The 21,889-nt window shown below is 44.7% G+C and carries 17 protein-coding genes and 3 pseudogenes; 8 read left to right on the top strand and 12 right to left on the bottom strand.

Annotated elements, in window-relative coordinates; translation table 11 throughout:
- Both ITJ87_RS11465 and brxL read left to right on the top strand, forming a co-directional pair.
- Positions 1-2,481 (top strand): PglZ domain-containing protein, encoded by a 2,481-nt coding sequence (locus tag ITJ87_RS11465; protein ID WP_117964428.1) that lies wholly within the window; start codon positions 1-3, stop codon positions 2,479-2,481.
- 3 nt (positions 2,482-2,484) lie between these two features.
- Positions 2,485-4,635: a BREX system Lon protease-like protein BrxL gene (gene brxL, locus ITJ87_RS11460; protein ID WP_117964429.1), complete on the top strand. Its 2,151-nt coding sequence runs from the start codon at positions 2,485-2,487 to the stop codon at positions 4,633-4,635.
- A gap of 166 nt (positions 4,636-4,801) precedes the next feature.
- On the opposite strand, the gene ITJ87_RS11455 is transcribed toward brxL, so the two are convergent.
- The 4 genes and pseudogenes from ITJ87_RS11455 to ITJ87_RS11445 form a co-directional block, all read right to left on the bottom strand.
- The gene (locus ITJ87_RS11455; protein ID WP_370293458.1) at positions 4,802-5,266 is read right to left on the bottom strand and encodes a hypothetical protein; all 465 of its coding nucleotides are present in this window, start codon (positions 5,264-5,266) and stop codon (positions 4,802-4,804) included.
- Between the two features lie 51 nt (positions 5,267-5,317).
- A pseudogene (locus ITJ87_RS18715) lies at positions 5,318-5,568 on the bottom strand (chromosome partitioning protein ParA); the annotation flags it as partial.
- Between the two features lie 209 nt (positions 5,569-5,777).
- Positions 5,778-7,243 (bottom strand): annotated as a pseudogene (locus ITJ87_RS11450) (relaxase/mobilization nuclease domain-containing protein).
- A gap of 53 nt (positions 7,244-7,296) precedes the next feature.
- Positions 7,297-7,691 (bottom strand): annotated as a pseudogene (locus ITJ87_RS11445) (hypothetical protein).
- 734 nt (positions 7,692-8,425) lie between these two features.
- On the opposite strand from ITJ87_RS11445, the gene ITJ87_RS11440 reads away from it, so the two are divergent.
- From ITJ87_RS11440 to ITJ87_RS11430, 3 genes are all read left to right on the top strand, one after another.
- On the top strand, positions 8,426-9,265 hold the full coding sequence (locus ITJ87_RS11440) for an ADP-ribosylglycohydrolase family protein (RefSeq protein ID WP_117964432.1): 840 nt from the start codon (positions 8,426-8,428) through the stop codon (positions 9,263-9,265).
- 163 nt (positions 9,266-9,428) lie between these two features.
- Positions 9,429-9,641 carry a hypothetical protein gene (locus tag ITJ87_RS11435; protein WP_117600527.1) on the top strand — a complete coding sequence of 71 codons (213 nt, stop codon included), beginning with the start codon at positions 9,429-9,431 and terminating at the stop codon, positions 9,639-9,641.
- Entirely contained in the window at positions 9,614-10,396 is a 783-nt protein-coding gene (locus ITJ87_RS11430) for a hypothetical protein (protein WP_117964433.1), read from the top strand. The genes ITJ87_RS11435 and ITJ87_RS11430 overlap by 28 nt, the downstream gene beginning before the upstream one ends.
- Before the next feature lie 186 nt (positions 10,397-10,582).
- Here ITJ87_RS11430 and ITJ87_RS11425 read toward each other — a convergent pair whose 3' ends face one another.
- Both ITJ87_RS11425 and ppdK read right to left on the bottom strand, forming a co-directional pair.
- Complete coding sequence (locus ITJ87_RS11425; protein WP_226791151.1) at positions 10,583-10,828, bottom strand: hypothetical protein; 246 nt, start codon at positions 10,826-10,828, stop codon at positions 10,583-10,585.
- A gap of 210 nt (positions 10,829-11,038) precedes the next feature.
- Positions 11,039-13,759 (bottom strand): pyruvate, phosphate dikinase, encoded by a 2,721-nt coding sequence (gene ppdK / locus ITJ87_RS11420; RefSeq protein ID WP_117964434.1) that lies wholly within the window; start codon positions 13,757-13,759, stop codon positions 11,039-11,041.
- Between the two features lie 204 nt (positions 13,760-13,963).
- On the opposite strand from ppdK, the gene rlmD reads away from it, so the two are divergent.
- On the top strand, positions 13,964-15,385 hold the full coding sequence (gene rlmD / locus ITJ87_RS11415) for a 23S rRNA (uracil(1939)-C(5))-methyltransferase RlmD (RefSeq protein WP_117964435.1): 1,422 nt from the start codon (positions 13,964-13,966) through the stop codon (positions 15,383-15,385).
- Positions 15,386-15,445: 60 nt separating this feature from the next.
- Positions 15,446-16,357 (top strand): RluA family pseudouridine synthase, encoded by a 912-nt coding sequence (locus ITJ87_RS11410; protein ID WP_117964436.1) that lies wholly within the window; start codon positions 15,446-15,448, stop codon positions 16,355-16,357.
- Positions 16,358-16,422: 65 nt separating this feature from the next.
- On the opposite strand, the gene ITJ87_RS11405 is transcribed toward ITJ87_RS11410, so the two are convergent.
- From ITJ87_RS11405 to ITJ87_RS11380, 6 genes are all read right to left on the bottom strand, one after another.
- Positions 16,423-16,836 carry a hypothetical protein gene (locus ITJ87_RS11405; RefSeq protein ID WP_196096228.1) on the bottom strand — a complete coding sequence of 138 codons (414 nt, stop codon included), beginning with the start codon at positions 16,834-16,836 and terminating at the stop codon, positions 16,423-16,425.
- Between the two features lie 10 nt (positions 16,837-16,846).
- Positions 16,847-17,281 (bottom strand): hypothetical protein, encoded by a 435-nt coding sequence (locus ITJ87_RS11400; protein ID WP_005828348.1) that lies wholly within the window; start codon positions 17,279-17,281, stop codon positions 16,847-16,849.
- Between the two features lie 57 nt (positions 17,282-17,338).
- Entirely contained in the window at positions 17,339-18,481 is a 1,143-nt protein-coding gene (gene araJ, locus ITJ87_RS11395; protein ID WP_005836469.1) for an MFS transporter AraJ, read from the bottom strand.
- 104 nt (positions 18,482-18,585) lie between these two features.
- Entirely contained in the window at positions 18,586-19,455 is an 870-nt protein-coding gene (locus tag ITJ87_RS11390; protein ID WP_196096226.1) for an aldose 1-epimerase family protein, read from the bottom strand.
- A 16-nt stretch (positions 19,456-19,471) separates the two neighbouring features.
- A complete protein-coding gene (locus tag ITJ87_RS11385; RefSeq protein ID WP_005828341.1) occupies positions 19,472-19,801 on the bottom strand; it encodes a PAS domain-containing protein in 330 nt (109 codons plus the stop codon).
- 93 nt (positions 19,802-19,894) lie between these two features.
- Entirely contained in the window at positions 19,895-20,977 is a 1,083-nt protein-coding gene (locus tag ITJ87_RS11380) for a hypothetical protein (RefSeq protein WP_117964437.1), read from the bottom strand.
- Positions 20,978-21,247: 270 nt separating this feature from the next.
- On the opposite strand from ITJ87_RS11380, the gene ITJ87_RS11375 reads away from it, so the two are divergent.
- A complete protein-coding gene (locus ITJ87_RS11375; protein WP_117964438.1) occupies positions 21,248-21,877 on the top strand; it encodes an HU family DNA-binding protein in 630 nt (209 codons plus the stop codon).
- Positions 21,878-21,889: the final 12 nt, after the last annotated feature.

Below are 21,889 nucleotides of genomic sequence, written 5' to 3'. Positions count from 1 at the left end.
ATGGATATACAAGGACATATCATAGATGTTTGGATTGGTAAAACCAGCAAGGAACATCCCATTATAACCATTTATGACCCCGAGGGCAAATACTATTCGCTTTTGCCTTTGGTGGCAGAGCGAGGTGTACAGGTAATCGACACCACCCGAGAATTGATTCATCATAGAGAAGCGGCTTGTGACTATTGGATGAACGAGTTGGCTCAAAACGAAGATGCGCGCCTGCTGATCTATCGCAAATCAGCTGTCCCCAAAGATAAAAAACGGGTGTATGACCCCTTTATCGGAATGACGCAAATTGGTGCCCGCTTTCCCATCGGTCCCAATGACTCCTATATCAACCTGTGCAAAAACTTCCTTCACGGAAAAACAGAGGCTATTGATGAATTGTTTAAGAATGGCACAGCCAGCTTTGCCAACATCAATGCCCTGCAAGAGGGTGTAAATTATCCGGAGCTGGAGACGCTTACCGGTGGTAAAAGCATGGTAGAGATTACCTTGAATCTCTTGGCTTTAAATGAGATAAACAGCACTGCATGGATGAGTGAATGGAAGAGCTTCGGTGAAAACCATTTGCCCGGATTAGACAGTAATGGAATTACGTTGAAGGATGTCAAGCAAAAGCTATGGCAATACTTGCTCTTCAGCGAATTCGTGCACGACCTGCCCGGAATTTTGCCTGCGGAACTCAACACCGTGGCTAAATGCCCGAAAGAGAACATGGAGAGCATAAACAACCTCTGTCAAAGCATCCGCAACCGTACCGATCTTCGTGACGAATATGTAGAACAGGCTCAGGCTATTACCAGTCGTTTACATCTGGATAGTTTGTTTGCTGATGCGATTGATTTAGGTAAAATAGTAACATTTGCCTTTGAAAACAAGGTGGAGTTCAATATCTATTTGGACCATCTGCACAAAGGTGAATACACGGAAGCCACGTTATTGGTAGCAAAAAACAAAAAGAGCGTTTGGTATCAGGCTAATGCCGGTGTGGCATTATTCTGGAATTTAACCGACCAATGTGAACGAATGATGCAGTGCATTCGCCAGCCTTTGGGCGATTTGGATAGCTTGAAGGATTTTGTCCTGTGGTACAGCGAAGAAGGCTATAAGGTTGATTATGCCTTCCGCCGTTTTCAGACCATTCTGACCGGTTCGGATGTTGACACACCACAGATAAATGAATTAGCGCAGTTTGTATATCGTAACTATCGAAACTTTACCGAACAAATACAGAGTCGTTATCAGAAACTCATTGAAGAAGAAGGCTATCCAATTGCAGGCATCAACTGGAATATACAAGCTTGGAACAAGGGAATTGCACCCCTCCTAAATGCCCACAAACGAGTAGCCATCATCTATGCCGACGCTTTCCGTTTTGAGATGGGTAAGGAATTGGCTCAAAGCCTGGAAAACAGTTATACCGTCAGCATACAGCCTTCGGCCGCTTACGTCCCTACGGTAACCAGATTTGGCATGGCTGCCTTACTTCCTGACGCAGAATCAAAGTTGCAGTTGGCTGTTGAAGATGGTAAACTGCAGCCTTATCTTGAAGGGAAAAAGGTAGATTTACCGGCAGATCGAATCAGCTATATTGAAAGTAAAGTGCCTGCGCATGTTAAGCTGATGGATGTACGATCCGAGGATTTCCTCTCAGCTAACGTCACCTCGGATGTGAATTTGCTTATCATTCGCAGCCAATCAATCGATGCTGCGGGAGAGAATCTAAACAGTGTAGGCTATTCTGAAATGGAAAGTGAAATGCGACTGTTTACCAAGTGTATCCGTGCTTGCAAAAATTCAGGTTTCGACAATGTCGTCATTATGGCCGACCATGGTTATATGGTACAGCCCAAATACCAGGCTGGAGACAATATGAGCAAGCCTGTTGGTACCAGCGTAATGAACGAACGCCGTAGTCAAGCAGGTGATCTGAATGGAAACGAAAATTCATGGCTCTATACTCCTGAGCAAATCGGTGTGCATAGCCAAGTCTATCGTTTTGCATTTGCCAAGCAATATGGCATCTATGAAAAGAATAAGATCTATTTCCATGAAGGTTTGTCGCTGCAGGAAAACATCGTTCCCATCCTGACTGTTCAATTGACAGAAGAGCGCAAAAAAGATGCTTTCCGTCTTGAGCTGACTTATAAAGGAAAGAACAGTGGCATTGTACGTGTTAATCGTCCGCTCATCGAATTAAACTTTAGCGGTGTGGATTCACTTTTCCGCCCTGAACTGTGCATTGTCAAGATGGTAGTAACCGATGCATCCGGAAAAGAAGTGGGTCGTGTGGTTGAATCGACATTCTATAATGAGACAACAGACTTGATTGCAATTCCAAGTGAATGCGACAAGTGTAAGCAACCCATAGAAATTAACGAAGGCGTAGAAGGTGATATCATTGTGATGGCCCTTGATCCAGATACCAATGTGACATTAGCTTCTATTCAATTACAAACTGAATTTGATTTTTAAACAATGGACAGACTAGATATAAAGCTCAACGAATACTTCCCTGGAAAGGTCGTACGAAAGGATTTACTGCATGAAATCAAACAGACTGTAAATGTGCCTTCATTCGTACTGGAATTTCTTTTGTCACGTTATTGTGCCTCGGACGACCCAGATGAAATTGAGGAAGGTAAAAAAGCAGTGTTGCAAATCATCGAGAAGAACTACGTAAAGCCCGATGAAAGCAATAAGGCTCAGGCTATTGTGGAACAAAAGAAGCGCCACAAGTTTATTGATAAGATCCATGTGAAATATGTGGAGCGAGAAAAACGTTATTGGGCCGAAATGGAAAATTTCGGTTCCAAACGTATCGCCATCAATCCGCAGTTTTATCAGAAAAACGAAAAACTGCTTGAAAGTGGTATCTGGGCTGAAGTCACATTGGCTTACAATGAAGTGCAAGAGGATGACTATGCCTTCTATGTAGAAGATTTGCGCCCCATCCAAATAGCACGTTTTGATGAACAAAAACTGTTTGAAGGCCGTAAAGGATTCACTACGGATGAGTGGATAAATGTTTTGATACGCAGTATCGGTATCAATCCGGACTGGTTGGCAGAACGTAGCCGCTCTCTAAAGGGAGACAAAGATGGCAAACGACTGAAATTCCATATCTTGTCGAGATTCATCCCATTGGTACAAAACAATTATAACAGCATAGAACTGGGAGGTAGAAGTACCGGTAAGTCGTACTTTTACTCGGAGTTCTCTCCCTATTCCACCTTGCTGTCCGGTGGGCAAGCCAGTACTGCGACATTGCTGTACAATAATCAGCGTAAACAAGTTGGTGCAGTGGGATTTTGGGACAATGTGGCTTTTGACGAAGTAGCCAACATGAAGATTAAAGATGCCGATACCATTCAAATCATGAAGGATTATATGGCAAATGGACGCTTCAGCCGAGGACAGGAAGTGACCGGACAGGCTAGTTTTGCTTTTGTCGGTAACTTTGACTTGAACATACCCACTATAGTCAACAGCTATGATCATGACTTATTGGCCACTTTACCCAAGGCATTCGACTTTGCTGTTATCGATCGGTTCTACAATTATATACCAGGCTGGGAAATACCCAAGATTGACGATTCTGCCTACAATAACAACTATGGCATGATTTCTGACTACCTGTCGGAAGTCATGCACTACCTCTTTGACCACAACAGTGACTATCTGCCCATATTGAATAAATATCTCAAAGTAGGTGACAATGTAGAAGGCCGTGATAGTCGTGCGCTTCAAAAAACTGTACTTGGCTTCTTAAAACTCATTTACCCCATAGGTGAACCTACGCCTAAGGAGTTTGATGAGATTGTAGCGTATGCTCTAGAAGGTCGTCGACGTGTAAAAGAACAATTGAATAAGCGTAAGCCTGATGAAGAATACGCTCGCATCAATATGTCGTATATCAACAAAGATGGAGAAAAAGTTGTGGTATGGTGTCCGGAAAGTAAAGATTCAATGGCTACACAGGATCCTAGAAAGACTGGGGATGTAGAAATTGTTATTGAAAAACAACCAGCAGCCTTTAATCCTCATAAATCTAAGAGCACAGAAAAAGAAGCGGTATGCCAGAAAGAATATTTGCAAGAATTTACACCTGTACAAGCGACAACTGCACCTAATGCAATAATAGACAATGATCCAAAGCCCAAATCGCTTGCTATTCGGTATGGAGATACAGGCTACAGCTACGATAAGCTATTTGCTGATTACTTGGAAGGGGCAAAGGTTATCGAACTGCAAGAGCCCTACCTATCACATGGATATCAAATGCAAAATCTAACTCGCTTTATTGAATCCATTGTAAAAATAGGTGATTGTAAGAAGATTATACTTACCACCAAAATGGGTGAATCCATTGATGAAACACAAAAGATTCAAGATGGGCTGGAACAACTAAAGGCGGCTCTGCAAGATACTGGGATTGATTTTGAATTCACATTCTCAGATTTAATTCATGCAAGGTACATCATCACCGACAACGGATGGAATATCTCCCTTGACCGCGGCTTGCATATCTATCAAAACATTGGTCGCAACTTCTATCTTATGGGCTATTATGACTTGGATTTACGCCCTTGCTTGGAAACAAAAATTGTATATACTAAAGTTGAATAAATATGTGGTCAGATAATGAAACAACGCAAGATTTACTTGGTTATCAGGTTCATGCAGACTTGCTTAAAAAGATAATGGATTTCATCGCCAAAGGAACAGAGGTCATTCAAGTATCAGAGGTCGCTAAAGGAACGGTGGACTTTCGTCCAGTTGGTATAGGGTGCATTCACCCGGCATATCGCATGCTTTCGCAGTGATAGATTATGGTGCCCAGGTCACATTCACCGGTTTCAGCCAGCTGGTCGATGACTTTGAAGATGTCATCCACCAGGATGCCGTCCGTCATGATGGCTTCGCGGTAGCTCGGTGAGCAGAAGGGGTGGTCGTTACTTTCAGAGTGTTCTTCATCATAGGCATCATCGTTGCTTTCTTCGGATGCTTGTTCATCAGAAGGTTTTTCAGACTCTGCTTCTTTAGCAGGTTCCTCGGTCGTTTCATCATCCGAAGATTGAGAAGAAGTTTCGTCCTGTTCGGTGTCCAATTCAGTTTCATTGGATGTTTCTTCTGAGTTGTCTGATTGCTCCTTTTCATCGTCGGATTCTTCTTTCCCTTCCTGTGAAGCATCGGCATCCGATTGTGCTTCGGATTCCTCTTTCTTTTCCTCTTCCTTCTTCGGTTCCTCCCTGCTCACCTTATGAGGTCGGAAGGACTGTGCTTCGTCCGATATGTCTACATCCTCCTCAGGTGAGTCGATGAGTACCACATCTATCTCTGGGTCATTGTGCAGTTTCTCCACCAGCGAGGTCCTATCCACTTTGTTGTTGGGTTCGTATGACCAGACTTCATAGGGTAGTTGTTCCTCTCATACTTCTTGATGTCTGCCTTGCGGCATTTCATGATCAAGTGTTGGAAGTCGCAGTCGATGATAACCACCCGGACGCCTTTTGCCACTAAGTAGTTGGCAAAGGTGACTATGACCGGGGTCTGTATCATGTTGTTTTCCGTTTATTAAATTCGCAAGCAAAAGTAAATGCTGGAACAGGGAAAACCTAAATGTACAACATCAATGTGCTTTCGGTTGCTGAAACCGGGGGGTGAATGGACTTCGGAACAAGGGAATCTGAGAAAAATTAGCCCAAAAAGTTACAACTAAAAGTCCCCATTTGACTTTCTGTTGTAACTTAAATCATTAAACATCAATACTAAATCTTCAACGAGCGTCCGTCGTCCACCTCGTCGTAGTTCGTTTTCTTGCCAACTTCCCATTCGCGGTTAGCACTGTGACTGCCGACTCCTTCTTTCCGGAGTTTACCCAATCCTTGATGGGACTTCCGCTGTAAACTTTTGATTGGATTGAGTGTATTCTTCTTGGGCTTCTTCTTCACCCGTTCCACATCAAAACCTTCTTGATACATAGCGCTGCGGGGGGGACTTCACTTCGGGATTCTGGAATATATCACGCAATTTGTCCACAGCATCAGCATACTTGGGAGGACGTTCTGTAGAAATGTCCACCAGGTCCGGACGGTCCACCTTGAATGCCTTGCACAGCATTTCCACTTCGGCTTCGTTCTGCAGGCGGAATTTCTCAATGAAACTGATGCGATTATTACGGTCTATGGCCTTGGCCATGAAAGGCGGCAAGGGTCTGCTCTGGCCATCGTAGTAGATGACACCTTTCTTTATATAGGCATGCTGTTTCTTGAATTTCTGGAAGATTTCTCCCTGCGTGGCCTTAGGATTGAGGGTCAGCAACTGGTCTATGAATGCTTCTATCCGGTCAAAGCGTTGTTCGGGGTAGCAAAGTCGAGCAGTTCTTCTACGGCAAGGACCCGGGCACCATGAATGACGGTCTTGTTGGCATGGTCTATCAGCATATAGCCGTAGGGCTTGTCTTTCTTGCCGAAGAAAACCACATCCACTCCGAAGTTCTTCTTTATTTCCTTCTGCAGTTCTTCCTTGTTGGCGCATACATCCCGGTATTTCTTCAGGTAGGCTCTCAACTGGCGATTGCGTGCCTTATCCTGATAGCCTTTCTTGAACAGGGCTTCAATCTCTGCCAGAGGAATTTTCTTTTGGATTCTGCCTCCTTGCTTGACGAAGACGTTCCCGTCTTTCTGAAAGACTTCATAGCCCATGGTTCCTATCACGGCCTTGAACTGGGTGAAGGAAGAAAAGCTGTACTGTTTGACGGCCTCGATGTCCTTGTCTGTTTTCTGCTGCCGGTCCATACCGAGTATCTTGTCAATGAGCGTCTGCATTCATGGTTATGCTGTATCTTGCGACCGTCGGGCGCCACTCTCGAAGTAACAATGTGTAGGTGTGCATTGTCTGTATCGTTGTGGGAATAAATGAGCCAGGGTTGTCCGGGTTCGGCATAGCCCATTTCTTGAAGATACTGGTGCGCGAAATCAAGCAACTGGGCTTCTGACATCTCGTAGCCCTTGCAGGAGATGGCTGCATGGAACTGGGCTTTCTGGATTCTGGGATTCATGGAGGAATATTCCATGAGAAACTGAGCCAGCTCTTCAGGGGTTGGCTTGCGCACTTCACCGAGTGCTCCGAAGTTTTTTATCTCCAGTAACCGGGCTACACCTTTCGCCACCTTCCGTTCATTATAATCTACGGCATGGAAGTTCGAACTTCCGGGTAAAATGGTTGCAATCATCTGAATATTCGGATTAGTTGGGTTCAACGGTTAAAGTATATACCGCACAAACATTACTTCAGTGTTTTGTTTTTTATACACTTGAGTGTAATCAATTCCAAATCCCGTTTGATGCGGTTCATCGTTTCCTGTGTTTCCCGAATGGTTGGAAGCACAATCTCTTGGCTATAGCTGGGTGCGAGTAACCAGGCTACCGCTAGCTCATTGGCTCGTTTGACCACCTGATTTAGGTTTCCGCCTGCCCAGGACAGTTCGTTCTGATTCTTTCGGTAAAATTCTCCGAGTTCTCGGATCAACTCGATGCGTTCCTTCACATCCACATTGGAAAATTCCTGCACTGCAGACAGGATATAGTGGCTCACAGAGTGGAATAAGCCTGATTTTTCCTTCAACAGTTGGGCTTCCTCGGGATAAGCCGTAACTGGAATACTTTGGTTTTCTGTTTCATACTTCCTTTGATTACTTGTTAGCTGGGTTCTCCGGACACCTATTTCGCATAGCGAAACAGCGATTTATCGCTCCGTTGCGGCAGTAATCGGCAAGTGACTCTTGTGAGGACAAAACTCCGTTTTGTAATGACAAGAGTACAACTTGCTTGACAAATCCTGCAACGCAGTTCGATGTCTTCCCGGTAGCTTTAGAGACCTCAAAGAAGCACAAAAAACGGCGAAACGCAAAAATTCACAACATCATTCTTGGGAAAAATATTCGGTAATATTAGCCTGATTATCAAGTGTTCCAAATTTCTTTATCCGTAGTTTTCTGCATCTTTGGAACGGCATACGTCTGTATAGAAATCACTTGTTGCCAAGCTGGGCTATTGCCTTGAACTAATGGTTCATCCGTCCCATATTCCAAGGTTGCAAAGGCTATACATACTTCAATGTTCTATAGACAATGACTTCAAGGGCAAAAGGACATTACTGCCTATGGACTCAGAACAGAAGTGAAAAAGAAGTGTGGAAGCGTATGGAAATGCGGCCGTATAAAAGTATCAACAGCAAATATCATGGTACTTATGACCTAAAACATAGAGAGTGTCTCACTTTTTGAGGGAGTATCGTGGTAACTTTGCATTAAAGTCCATCGGTTGGCTCTGTATGAGATACAAAATGAGTATATTTACGGACATTACTGGTGGCAACAGCTTTGAGTAAGTAGAATCACTAAAACAGGAAGAATATGATTGGAAGTATCATTGGGGACATCGTAGGCAGTATCTACGAGTTCAGTAACATACGAACCAAGGACTTTGAGTTCTTCGCTCGCTACGTGGAATACACAGACGACAGCATCCTGACGTTGGCTACAGCGGATGCGATTCTGGCCGGACGCCTTTCACTGGTGGCGGATTACTATGTCCGGTATGCGGAAGCTTATCCCTCTCCGATGGGAGGATATGGAAACTGTTTCCAGAATTGGGTCATCCAGAAGACAAGAACCGGATATGCTCCGGCATACAACAGCTGCGGCAACGGATCGGCCATGCGTGTAGGTCCGGTGGGTTGGGCATTCGATACGAAAAATGACACCATGAATGCCGCCAAGGTTTCAGCGGAAGGAACGCATAACCATCCGGAGGGCATCAAGGGTGCACAGGCTACAGCCATGTGTATCTTCCTGGCCCGTAAGGGAGCATCGAAGGATGAAATTCAGCAATGTATGGAGCAGGAATTCGGCTATCGTTTCCCGCTCACCATTGCCGAACTGCAAAAACGTTATTCCTGGAATGGAGTTGATAGGGAAGGCAATGGCGGCATCTGTCAGGACAGCGTTCCGCAAGCCATTCAATGTGCGCTGCAGGCTACGGATTTTGAAGATGCTGTCCGTAATGCCATCAGTATCGGTGGCGATTCCGATACCATCGGCTGCATCACCGGTTCCATTGCTGAAGCTCTTTATGGGGTGCCTGCGAACATGTGTGAAAAAGCGATGACCTATCTGCCCGAGAACTTCCAGAAACTGGTTACTGAGTTTGAAGCGAAATACGGAAGTGGACTGCGTAAAACAGAAGGAAGATGACTTTCCTGGAAAAATACATTTGGGTGGTCAATACGCTTTCCCACGCTGGAGAGAAGGGACTTTCTTTGAAGGAGCTCAACGAGAAATGGCTCCTCAATGAAGATCCAGTAATGGCAAACCAATCCCCAGACAGACCTTTGACCGGTGGAAAGGCAACATCCTTATGTCGTTAGGAGTGCTGATTGAATGCAACTGGAAGGATAGCTTTCGCTATTACATTGCCAATCCGGAGAGTTTGAAGAACGGAACGCTGAATCGGTGGTTGCTTGGCACTTATGCCACCGCCCAATGCACAAGTGGACAAAAGACTTATGGAAAATGTACGAAACCGATTAAAAACTTGATACAATGGAAAAGACCAAACAAGAATTACTGAAAGAATGGAGTGAACTGTGGATACCGAAATTTAATGAACTCTCACAGAAGTATAACACTCCGTATTATACCCAATCACCTCTCAACGTAATTGAAACTGACATTGAACTGATGGTAGTAGGAATAAATCCCAAAGGAAACGGGAAATGTACCTCTACCCATACAGTTGATGGTTACTTGGAGGGAAACAAAGAATGGTGGAGCAAGCGGTTCGACAAGGAATTGAAAGATTCCCGTTTTCTTGCCAACGGACGATTGTTCCTTGGGTATGGTTCCAAATACCCGGACAGCCAGATTGATGATGACAAGAAGGTGGTATGGACAAATCTTTCTCCGTTTGAGTCATCTAAAGGTGTAAGTACCTTGAAGAAAGAGCTGTTGGCTGAAGGTATTAAAAGCACTATAGAGCTAATAAACATACTCAAACCAAAAAGGATTGTTTTCATGGAAACAAATGCTTTTGATACGCTCAGAAAGAATATGGATGAGTCTGAGTCAGATGCTATCCAATCTGTTCAAGTCTTTGATAACTTGAAATGGGAAGTTGGCACATTTTTTGGCATTCCAGCAGTAAGCATTTTACATCCATCGGCTACTGATTGGTTGGTGAGCAAATATTTCATATCCGTATTTCTCTTTCTTCATAATCTTATCATTCATGAGTTTCCAAACAAACCTTTGAAAGAGATTAGAAATGCAATGCGTAATGAATTAAAACTTTGGAAACAGCGCATCCAGGCAGAAGATGAACTTTAATAGCATAAGTAACTCGCCTTGGTCAAGTGGAACCCCACAAGACCAAGGCGAGTTTTTTAGCCCATTCGCTCACAAATGTAATAATAAACATTCATCTCCAATCGTAATGAATATAGCGCATTCTCACGAAACAAAATCTCCCAAAACCATGAGTTGAAAGCACTGAAAATTAACATTTAAAGAGTTCTAACGTTCTGTGCTATGGGCAGTGTTGGTTCTGTTCAGTCGGTCTGTATATTGTCGAACGAGCATTGAGCAATACTCATTAACGACAGGGTCGGTCGGTTCATTCTCTTTAGAGATATAATTCGCATCAACAATCTTGTTGGTCTTGATGTAACCCGGTTTTCTGTTGTGTACGATGCGAGTGTACACTGCATAAAGGCCGTCTGTTCTCAGCTTCCTTACGATTGCTTTTAATGTAGTTGTCATAAGCTTTTAATTTTACGCTGCCATAGGCTTTTTTGATGGTGTAAGCAGGTGTAAGCAACATCAGTTTTAGTGTAAGCAGTGAGTAAGCGAGTACGTACATTTGGCGCGGTTTCCATTGTCAAGTGTACGAACCGTATAAGAACAACATAGGCTGTAACTCATGTATTTCAATGAGTTACAGCCTATTATTTTAATTAAGCCAATTTGGAATTATTCCTCAACAGCCGCCTGCGCCGCAGCCAGACGTGCAATGGGCACACGGAACGGAGAACAGCTGACATAATTCAAGCCGACTCTATGGCAGAACTTCACAGAAGAAGGTTCACCTCCATGCTCGCCGCAAATACCGCACTTCAAGTCCGGACGGATAGCACGTCCCTTTTCAGTAGCCATACGCACCAACTGTCCTACACCATTCTGGTCGAGTACCTGGAACGGGTCTACTTTCAGAATCTTCTTCTCCAGATAAATCGGGAGGAAGGAAGCGATATCGTCGCGTGAATAACCAAATGTCATCTGAGTCAAGTCGTTCGTACCAAATGAGAAGAACTCGGCAGAGGAAGCAATGCGGTCGGCAGTCAAGGCGGCACGCGGAATCTCAATCATTGTACCTACTTTGAAGTCGATGCTGTCACCCACTTCTTCAAACAACTGGGCAGCCTCAGCACGAATCACTTCTTCCTGCTGCTTGAACTCATACAAGATGCCGGTCAGAGGCACCATGATTTCAGGATGGGTTTCAACGCCTTCCTTCTTCAATTCCAAAGCAGCGCCCAGGATAGCACGCGTCTGCATCTGCGTAATTTCAGGATATGTATTTCCCAAACGGCAACCACGATGACCCAACATCGGATTATGCTCACAAAGCGCCTCAACACGTTGCTGGATATACTGGAGGCTTACACCCATCGTATCTGCCATTTCCTGCTGTCCCTTCAGGTCATGGGGAACAAACTCATGCAAAGGAGGGTCGAGCAGACGTACAGTCACCGGACAACCAGCCATTGCCTTGAAGATACCCTTGAAGTCAGCTTGCTGGTAAGGTAGAATCTTAGCCAAAGCCTTGCGACGTCCTTCGGCGTTTTCTGCCAGAATCATCTCGCGCATGGCTTTAATCTTCTCGCCTTCGAAGAACATGTGCTCCGTACGGCAAAGGCCGATACCCACCGCACCAAAATTGCGTGCCACTTCTGCATCATGAGGAGTATCCGCATTGGTACGAACCTGCAGCTTCGTATATTTGTCTGCCAAATCCATCAGTTCCGCAAAGTCACCGGACAGCTCAGCCGCTTTTGTTTCCACCTTGTCTTTATATACTTCACCAGTGCTTCCGTTCAAGGAGATATAGTCACCTTCTTTCAACAGTACACCATCCACTTCCACTGTACGCGCCTTGTAGTCTATGTTCAAGGCACCGGCACCGGATACACAGCACTTACCCATACCACGAGCAACCACTGCCGCATGAGAAGTCATACCGCCGCGGGCAGTCAGGATACCTTCGGCAACTGTCATACCTGCCAAATCTTCCGGAGAAGTCTCAATACGTACCATCACCACACGCTTGCCGGCAGCATGCCATTCGGCAGCATCATCGGCAAAGAATACGATTTGTCCCGTAGCGGCACCCGGAGAAGCGGGAAGACCACGGGTCAATACCTTGGCTTGCTTCAGAGCTGTCTTGTCAAATACCGGGTGGAGCAGTTCGTCCAACTTATTGGGCTCACAACGCATCAATGCAGTCTTTTCGTCAATCATACCTTGATGGAGCAAATCCATGGCAATCTTCACCATAGCGGCTCCGGTACGCTTACCGTTACGGGTCTGGAGGAACCAGAGTTTACCCTCTTGTACAGTGAACTCCATATCCTGCATATCACGGTAGTGATTTTCGAGCTTCGTCTGCAAAGCATCCAACTCCTTATAGATTTCCGGCATAGCCTCCTCCATGGAAGGATATTTGCTGACACGTTCTTCTTCGCTTACACCGGCCAATTCAGCCCAACGTTGAGAACCGATTTTTGTAATCTGTTGCGGAGTACGGATACCGGCAACCACGTCTTCGCCTTGTGCATTAATCAAATACTCACCGTTGAAAAGGTCTTCACCGGTAGCAGCATCTCGGCTAAAGCAAACACCCGTGGCAGAGCTCTCGCCCATATTACCGAATACCATAGCCTGAACGCTTACGGCAGTACCCCATTCGTCAGGAATTCCTTCCATCTTACGATACAAGATGGCGCGTTCGTTCATCCAAGAGTTGAATACGGCACAAACGGCACCCCACAACTGCTCGTAAGCACAAGTCGGGAAGTCTTTCCCTGTTTGTTCTTTTACGGCAGCCTTGAACTTCTTCACGAGTTCCTTAAGGTCTTCCACCTCAAGCTCGTTGTCCAGCTTCACGCCTTTAGCATGTTTCACATCTTCTATAATAGCCTCGAACGGGTCTACATCTTCCTTGTTCACCGGCTTCATACCCAGCACCACGTCGCCATACATCTGCACGAAACGACGGTAAGAGTCCCATGCAAAGCGTGCATTGCCCGTCTTGCGCGTCAAGCCTTCCACCACTTCGTCATTCAAGCCAAGATTCAGGATAGTGTCCATCATGCCCGGCATGGAAGCGCGTGCACCCGAACGAACGGAAACCAGCAACGGATTCTCCACATCACCGAATTTGGAACGCATCAGTGTTTCCACATGAGCGATGGCTTGTTCAACTTCGTTCTTCAACAGAGCAACGACTTTATCCTGCCCCATTTCATAATATTCCGTACAAACTTCTGTCGTTATTGTAAAGCCCGGAGGAACCGGAACTCCTATAAGGTTCATTTCTGCAAGGTTGGCACCTTTCCCACCCAAAAGGTTTCTCATATCGGCCTTTCCTTCTGCCTGACCGTTACCAAAGGTATAAACTCTTTTTTTGTCCATAATATAAATTTAAAGTTTTTGATAGTGATTTTCTCTTTTCTGTTCGCAAATCTAAGTATATTTCGCAGACTAGAAAACTTTTTCAGAAAAAACTTTATGCTAAAATGCAATTTCGACATTGCAATCTTTAATATTTCATTTCATAGAGAGAAATCCCGAAAAAATGTCTATTTTTGCCGAAGAATTTATTAGATTGGTGTAAAAGTGGCAAGAAAGAGAAAAGAACTTCCCCTACTGGAGAAGGTGACAATTACGGATGTGGCTGCCGAAGGAAAAGCCATCGCAAAAGTCAATGATTTGGTGATTTTCGTACCATATGTCGTCCCCGGCGATGTAGTTGACCTGCAAATTAAGAGAAAAAAGCATCATTATGCTGAAGCCGAAGCTGTGAAATTCCATGAATATTCGGCAGTACGGGCAGTTCCATTCTGCCAACATTATGGTGTATGCGGCGGTTGTAAATGGCAGGTTCTCCCCTATTCCGAGCAAATCAAGTATAAGCAAAAACAAGTAACGGACAACCTCACCCGCATCGGCAAAATAGAATTACCGGAAATTTCTCCGATATTAGGTTCAGAAAAAACTCAGTTCTACCGGAATAAACTGGAGTACACTTTTTCCAACAAACGTTGGCTGACGACAGAAGAGGTTCAGCAGAATGTAGTGTACGAACAGATGAATGCCGTAGGCTTCCATATTCCCAATGCTTTCGATAAAGTGCTTGCCATAGAAAAGTGCTGGTTGCAGGACGATATATCCAACTGCATCCGCAATGCGGTACGCGACTATGCCTACCAGCACAACTATTCCTTCATCAACCTGCGTACGCATGAAGGAATGCTACGCAATATGATTGTGCGTACCTCTACCACCGGCGAACTGATGGTAATCCTCATCTGCAAGATAGAGAAAGAGGAGGAAATGGCTCTGTTCAAGCAAATGCTGCAATACATAGCAGATACATTCCCCGAAATCACTTCCCTGCTATACATTATTAATAATAAGTGCAACGATACCATCACCGACCTCGAGGTACACACCTTCAAGGGAAAAGACCACATCTTCGAGGAAATGGAGGGACTGCGCTTCAAGGTAGGTCCCAAATCTTTCTATCAGACCAACTCCGAACAAGCCCACAACCTCTACAAAGTAGCGCGCAACTTTGCCGGACTGACCGGTAACGAGCTTGTTTATGACCTTTATACCGGCACGGGTACCATTGCCAATTTCGTATCCAAGCACGCACGCCAGGTAATCGGCATAGAATATGTGCCCGAAGCCATTGAAGACGCCAAGGTCAATGCCGAGATTAACGGAATTAAAAATACATTGTTCTTTGCCGGAGATATGAAAGACATGCTGACACAAGACTTCATCAACCAATACGGCCGTCCCGATGTCATCATCACCGACCCTCCCCGTGCCGGAATGCACCAGGATGTAGTGGATGTCATTCTGTTTGCCGAACCCAAACGCATCGTATACGTCAGCTGTAATCCGGCTACGCAGGCGCGCGACCTGCAACTGCTCGATGCGAAATATAAAGTGAAGGCCGTTCAACCGGTAGACATGTTCCCGCACACCCACCATGTGGAAAACGTAGTATTATTGGAATTAAAAGATTGAAAGTCCAAGTAGTTTTCAATCGTAAATTGTAAATTGTCTAATCGTAAATTAAAACCAGTCGTGGCAAAAGAAAAAATTACAGCAAGAGCCCGCACACAATATACGGACTACATGGTGAAGGAACCGATGGAGCTCATGGAGTTTCTGGCAGCTAAAATGCCGGACGCCAGCCGCACCAAGCTGAAATCATTGCTGAGCAAACGCATTATATATGTGGACAGCGTTATCACTACACAATACAATTTTCCCCTGAAACCGGGTATGAAAGTACAAATCAGCCGTGAGAAGGGACGTAAAGAGTTCAACCATAAACTGATGAAGATTGTATACGAGGATGCCTATATCATCGTGATAGAGAAGATGCAGGGTTTGCTGTCCGTCAACACTGACCGGCAAAAGGAACGTACCGCCTATACCATCTTGAATGAATACGTGCAACGCTCGGGCAAGCAGCACCGTGTACACATCGTGCACCGCCTGGACCGTGACACCTCCGGCTTGATGATGTTTGCCAAAGACGAGAAGACCCAACGTACACTACGCGATAACTGGCATGACATTGTAACAGACCGGCGATACGTAGCCGTAGTGGTCGGCGAGATGGAAAAAGATACAGGAACCGTGGTTTCTTGGTTGACAGACCGTAAGCTGTATGTATACTCCAGCCCGACAGATGACGGGGGACAAGAATCCATTACGCATTACCGTACCATCAAACGAGCCAATGGATACTCTCTCGTTGAACTGAACCTGGAAACGGGACGAAAAAACCAGATACGTGTACACATGCAGGATTTGGGGCATCCCATTATCGGCGACGGACGCTATGGACTGGAAGACGTAAATCCTATCGGACGCTTGGCCCTGCATGCTTTCAAACTCTGTTTCTATCATCCCGTCACGGGAGAGCTGATGCGGTTTGAAACACCTTATCCGGGAGAGTTCAAGAAATTGGTTTTGAAGAATAAGTAAAAAGCTGACATACAATAAAAAACGGAGCAATTGATTTGCTCCGTTTTTTATTGATAAGCATGTCGTCATTGCCGATGCATACGAAAAGGCTGTCCGTGAATATTATCTTGATATTCCCTCCAGCTATTATACCAAGTACCACTGAAAGAATAAGAATCAGCCATGGCTCCTTCAATGTAAGCCATGCTGCCATCATCATAGAATTCCAATTCCATCAGATTGTAAGCCCCACTAACCCAATTCCATCTGAAAAGCAAATAATTCGGGTCGCCATATGAACCAATAGTACCTTGGTTGCGCGCGTTAAAGGTCATAATCGTCCCCCTACCCCAAGTATATGCCCCGAAATCTATTTCTTCAGATGTATACCATTCACCGGGCAGATTATATTCCGTTTCTTCCTCACTATCACATGATGTCAATCCTAATACAAGGACAAACAACAATAACATTTTTGTGTATTTCAACATATTATTCATAAGCCATACTTTATTTATAATTAGCATCTACCATCATAACAACCACTCCATCCAGTTTACCGGATAAATAATGTTCGCGCACCCATACATTATCAAAGTACTTGATTTCACCGGCACCATAATTCAGAGTCAACCCCTCCATAGACTTATCCATCCATTTCCAAGTAAAAGTACGTGAAGTCGTTTCATAGGGACGGGACTCGCCTCCGCGATAATACTCCCAGATTTCCTGTCCAGAATTATCAGCCTTGGCAAACTTCAGCTGATGACTGCATAACACTTCAACTCCATCTTTGTTTTCCGTCTGATATTCTTCTATCCACGTCTTCCCACACAATTTGTCGTCGCTATTCTGCATGGTATAATATACATCATCCCCACAAGACGCCAGCCCAATCGTAAATACACACAACAGCAATATCTTCACATAATTCAAAGTCTTCATAAGTTATCGAGTTTAGTTAATACTTGCGGACAAACATACACAAAAAAAATGAAACACTTAATACTTATCCTGGAATTTCTTGTAGAAGACAAGGAATAAAATAAATCCCATCAGTGCAAACGGTACGCCTGCCAATGCGGGATAACGGTATCCTCCACTCAAGGCAAGACCTCCGATATAGGCTCCGATAGCATTCCCCAAATTGAAGGCCATCTGCACACAAGCGCCTCCCAACATTTCTCCTCCAGGGGCCACACGAATCATCAACACCTGCTCCGGACTGGAGACGGCAAACAAACCTGCCGTACAGAGTGTCATCAATATTGCCGAACACCACGGATAGGGCGAGAGTAAAAATATCAATAATAAAATAACACATATCATCCCTTGCACCACCGTACCCACCTTTCCCGGAGTGTACCGGTCGGACATGCGCCCACTGACCAGATTGCCGGCAACCATTCCGAATCCTGCCAGTACCATCAGCGCCGTAATGCTTTCCGCACTAAAACCGGAAACCTCAGTCAGCAACGGGGTGATGTAGCTATACCAGCAGAATACGCCACCGTTGCCCAAAGCCGTAGCTCCCAATATGAGCCACGGCGCCGGCTTCTTCAAAAAACGGAACTGTCCTTTAAATCCCGTGTCTTTCAGTCCTTCGACCTGCGGTACCCAACGCCAAATGTAGTACAATGTTATCAATCCCCAGGCACCTACCAGCAGAAACGTGGCACGCCAAGACAGTGTATGGCTCAACGAAGTACCCAACGGCACCCCAAACAGATTGGCCACAGTCATTCCCGCTATCATAATTGAAACCGCCTCCGAGCTTTTCCCCTTATCAGCCAATTTTCCCGCAACAATGGAAGCCACCCCAAAATAAGCGCCATGAGGAAGTCCGGAAACAAAACGTCCCAACAGCAAGACCCAATAATTGGGTGCCATAGACGCACAAATATTACCCACAATCATTAATGCCATCAAGACCAGCAGAATCTGCTTCAACGGGCGTTTACGGGCCAGGAGCAGCATGGGCGCACCAAAACAAACACCCAACGCATACGCAGAAATGAAATGACCGGCCACGGGAATGCTGATTCCCAAATCAGTAGCCACATAGGGCAAAATACCCATCATCGTAAATTCGGCAATCCCTAGCCCCAATGTACCGAACGCCAATGCAATAAGACTCTTCTTCATACCTTAAAAAACAACCTATATTTTTTACCGGGCGCAAAGATAATGACATTGCATTCTCCAAATAAAAAGGATACCGAATTATTTTCAGTATCCTTCTTCATTTTTTATCTTATATCAATTGTATACCCACCTTTAAAGACTCCTCCCGGCGCCAAGTGCTGCATCCAGTCATTATCCTTATATTCGCCCTTATAATGGGCACGGTCACAACGCCCGTACCACGGCTCGATGCAGACAAACGGAGCATTCTTGGCCGGAGGCGACCACAACCCCACCACCGGAGTGTCGAAATACAGACTGAGATAGGGCTTCTTCTCCTTATTATATAATGTAACTTCTTTCACTTGACTGTTTTCCAGAATCAGGGCATCTTTATCAAAGGAGTGGATGTCCAAAGGCAGCAGGCCATCTGTCAACTCAAGCAAATATTCCTTATCCGGAGCGACACATCCTTTCTCGGAGATAAGGATATAGTGCAAACCTTCCGTCTTATCAAAGCCGAAATATCCACGGTCCGTTGTCTCCGTATCATAGTCCGGGTAATAGAAAGCCGGATGGGCCCCTATCTGGAAGTGCATTTCGCGTGTTCCGGTATTGATGACTTTCCAAAGCACCTCAATCTTCTTTCCCTCTATCCGATAGCCTATCTCAAGGCAAAACGGGAAAGGATATTTCTTGCGTGTTTCCTCACTGTCAACCAGTCGATAACGCACTTCATCTTCCAGTTCAAGCATCAATTCAAAATCCATATCGCGGGCAAAACCGTGTTGCGTCAATGCATAGGAAACGCCTTCGTGGCGGTATTCATTCTCCCAAACGCTACCTACAATGGGAAAAAGCACCGGAGAATGCCGTTTCCAGAAAGCGGGGTCTGCCTGCCAAAGATATTCTTTTCCATCATGCAAGATACTGCATAACTCGGCTCCATGCGGTGAAACTTTAATTGTCAGTTCTGAATTAGAAAGTGTTTTCATATCATATATCATTTTGTTATTTTCTCATATAGTGTGGCATCTCTCCGGGTATTTCCATCGAAATCTCCACCAGGCCACCGACTACTCCGTCCTGTTTCCATGCCGTCTGATAAATCATTTTCTTGACACCGTTCTTCTCAATGGTGTAGGCATTCACTCCCCCCGTCTCCAGCAGTTCGCGTATCTTGGCTTGCGATTGCGGGTTGTGGCAATCAAAGAGATTCTTGCCTATCAGGTCACCGTGTTTGGCAAACGTACGGCATGCTTTCTCGTTCATATATAGGATGATTCCCTTTGTGTCGCATACAGTTACGGCACAGTTCATTTCATTGGCCCATTCGTACATAATTCTTTATTTTTAATTGGCTATTTTCTATGCACTTGAAATACATTTACAGAAAACTCTTCAAAGTCAAATGTCCTTTTCTCTATCGAATTATTATTGCATTAATCCTCCTTCTATGAAGAAAACGACTTCATTCAATCGTTCTTTATTCGATTCTTCATCTTTGAAAATAGCTGGAGTGAAGATTATCCTATCTTGAATCAGATTATCTACCAAATCCCACATGATTTCATGGTACAGCATCACCATTGCCACTTTTTCATTGTCAATACCATATTGGCTTGCTAAGGAGCCACAATTATTCTTTAGTTCCGCACTGATAGAGTTTACCAATTTTTCAGTTATTTGATGAAAGCGGTCTTGCCGTTTCTTTATAATAGGAAATAATACATCTCCATTATCATCTACCAGCCCATAAGGTTTTAACTGAGAAACGAGTTTGGCATCTGTTACTTTTCCGAATTGTACTATTTCATCAGCACAATGGTCCATAATGTCGTTGTCAGGAGCAATGCCGCTATTGATGTAAGTCAAAATCAAATTCTGTTCTCCGAAACCATTCGTACCGCATGCAAAGCCATTTCTTGATTCGTATAATACCCAGTAACAGCCACTCCAGCTTGTATAATTGTCAACATCCTCAAACAAGACTAACTTTGTCCACATTTTTCCATCCAGAAGGTATGAAAAAACAAGTGAGAGTACATTGTTCTTGAATCCCATTTCACTGATAGTTTGTGCCAATGATATAAAGTCTGCCTTTGTTTTGACATACATGGATTCAGCAATCTCCTTACTTAAGCTTCTTAGAGAATTGGTCTGTTCTTTGTCGAGAATGGGTATAGTAGCTTTCCATTTTCCTTTTGTTTTACTGACAAGTCCACCTACTTCCAATAACAATAATTGGCTATCAGAGCATTTAATACCCATTTCACGAAGTTCGGCTTGAGTACGTGGAGTCCGTAAATTGTATAGTATTTCCCAATTATTATCTGGCGTTACATAGTCTTCGGGCTGATGTCCGTTCACTGCAACAAACTGGGTTGCTTCCCATTCGCTATAAGGTCTTATCGATATTTGTGCTTTAATCATTGTGGTAACGGACAATAAGGCAAACAACAATAATAAGTCCGGATAATGTTTCATATATCGCTTAATTTTAGTTTTGTTCATCATTCATGCACTTCTCTTATGTAACAAAGATAACGTTTTTTTCAATTCCTCTCTCAAACCTATAACAAAAAACTTCCCGACTACCAATAAAAAACTTCCTAACTACTAATAGTAAAGTTTGCAAGTATAGAGATAAAGAATTACCTTCGCCCTTGGTTTGTCTATCCCAAGCCTTGGGATAGAAATCCCCAACCTTGGCATACACATCCGCAACCTTGGGACAAACTCTGTAAGCCCCAACAAACAAACGAACCTCATAACAACGCTACCATCATGGCAGAATACAACATGCAGGAACTGAACCTGCCGGGAGAAGACGGCAAACGCATCCTCTACCCACGAATGAAACTATACGGGCAGGTGAACTTGGAAACCATCACCGAAAAGATAGCATACGCCTCATCCTTCACACGAGGAGACATCATCGGACTGGTACAAGCCATCACCGACGAAATAGCCTACCAAATGGGGCAAGGTTACTCCGTGAAGATTGACAACTTAGGAGTATTCACCCCTGCCCTCGGTCTGCGGCAAGACCGTGAACGGGAGACGGGCGAAGAAGGAGACACCAAGCGAAACGCCGTCAGCATCTGCCTGAAGGACATTCACTTCAAGGCAGACAAGGAACTGCTGTACCGTACCGCTCGCCATTGCCACCTGAAACGTTCCACCGACAAATTCCAACGCTCCTCACAAATGTTTTCTCCGCAGGAACGGCTGGAACGGGCAAAAAAATACCTGGAGAAGAACAGCTTCATGACCCAAGCCGACTATTGCCAACTGACCGGCTTATTGAAGTCCGCCGCCTCCCGCGAGTTGCGCGAATGGATAGCCAATCCCGAATCGGGCATCGACTACAAAGGACGAGGAACACACAAGATTTATATTCTAAGGAAACCATAACCCACATCCATT

It is taken from the genome of Bacteroides sp. HF-162 (assembly GCF_015679285.1).
Lineage (GTDB): Bacteria > Bacteroidota > Bacteroidia > Bacteroidales > Bacteroidaceae > Bacteroides > Bacteroides uniformis.
The sequence above is the reverse complement of the archived record's forward strand: the minus strand, read 5'-3'. Positions and strand labels throughout refer to the sequence as shown.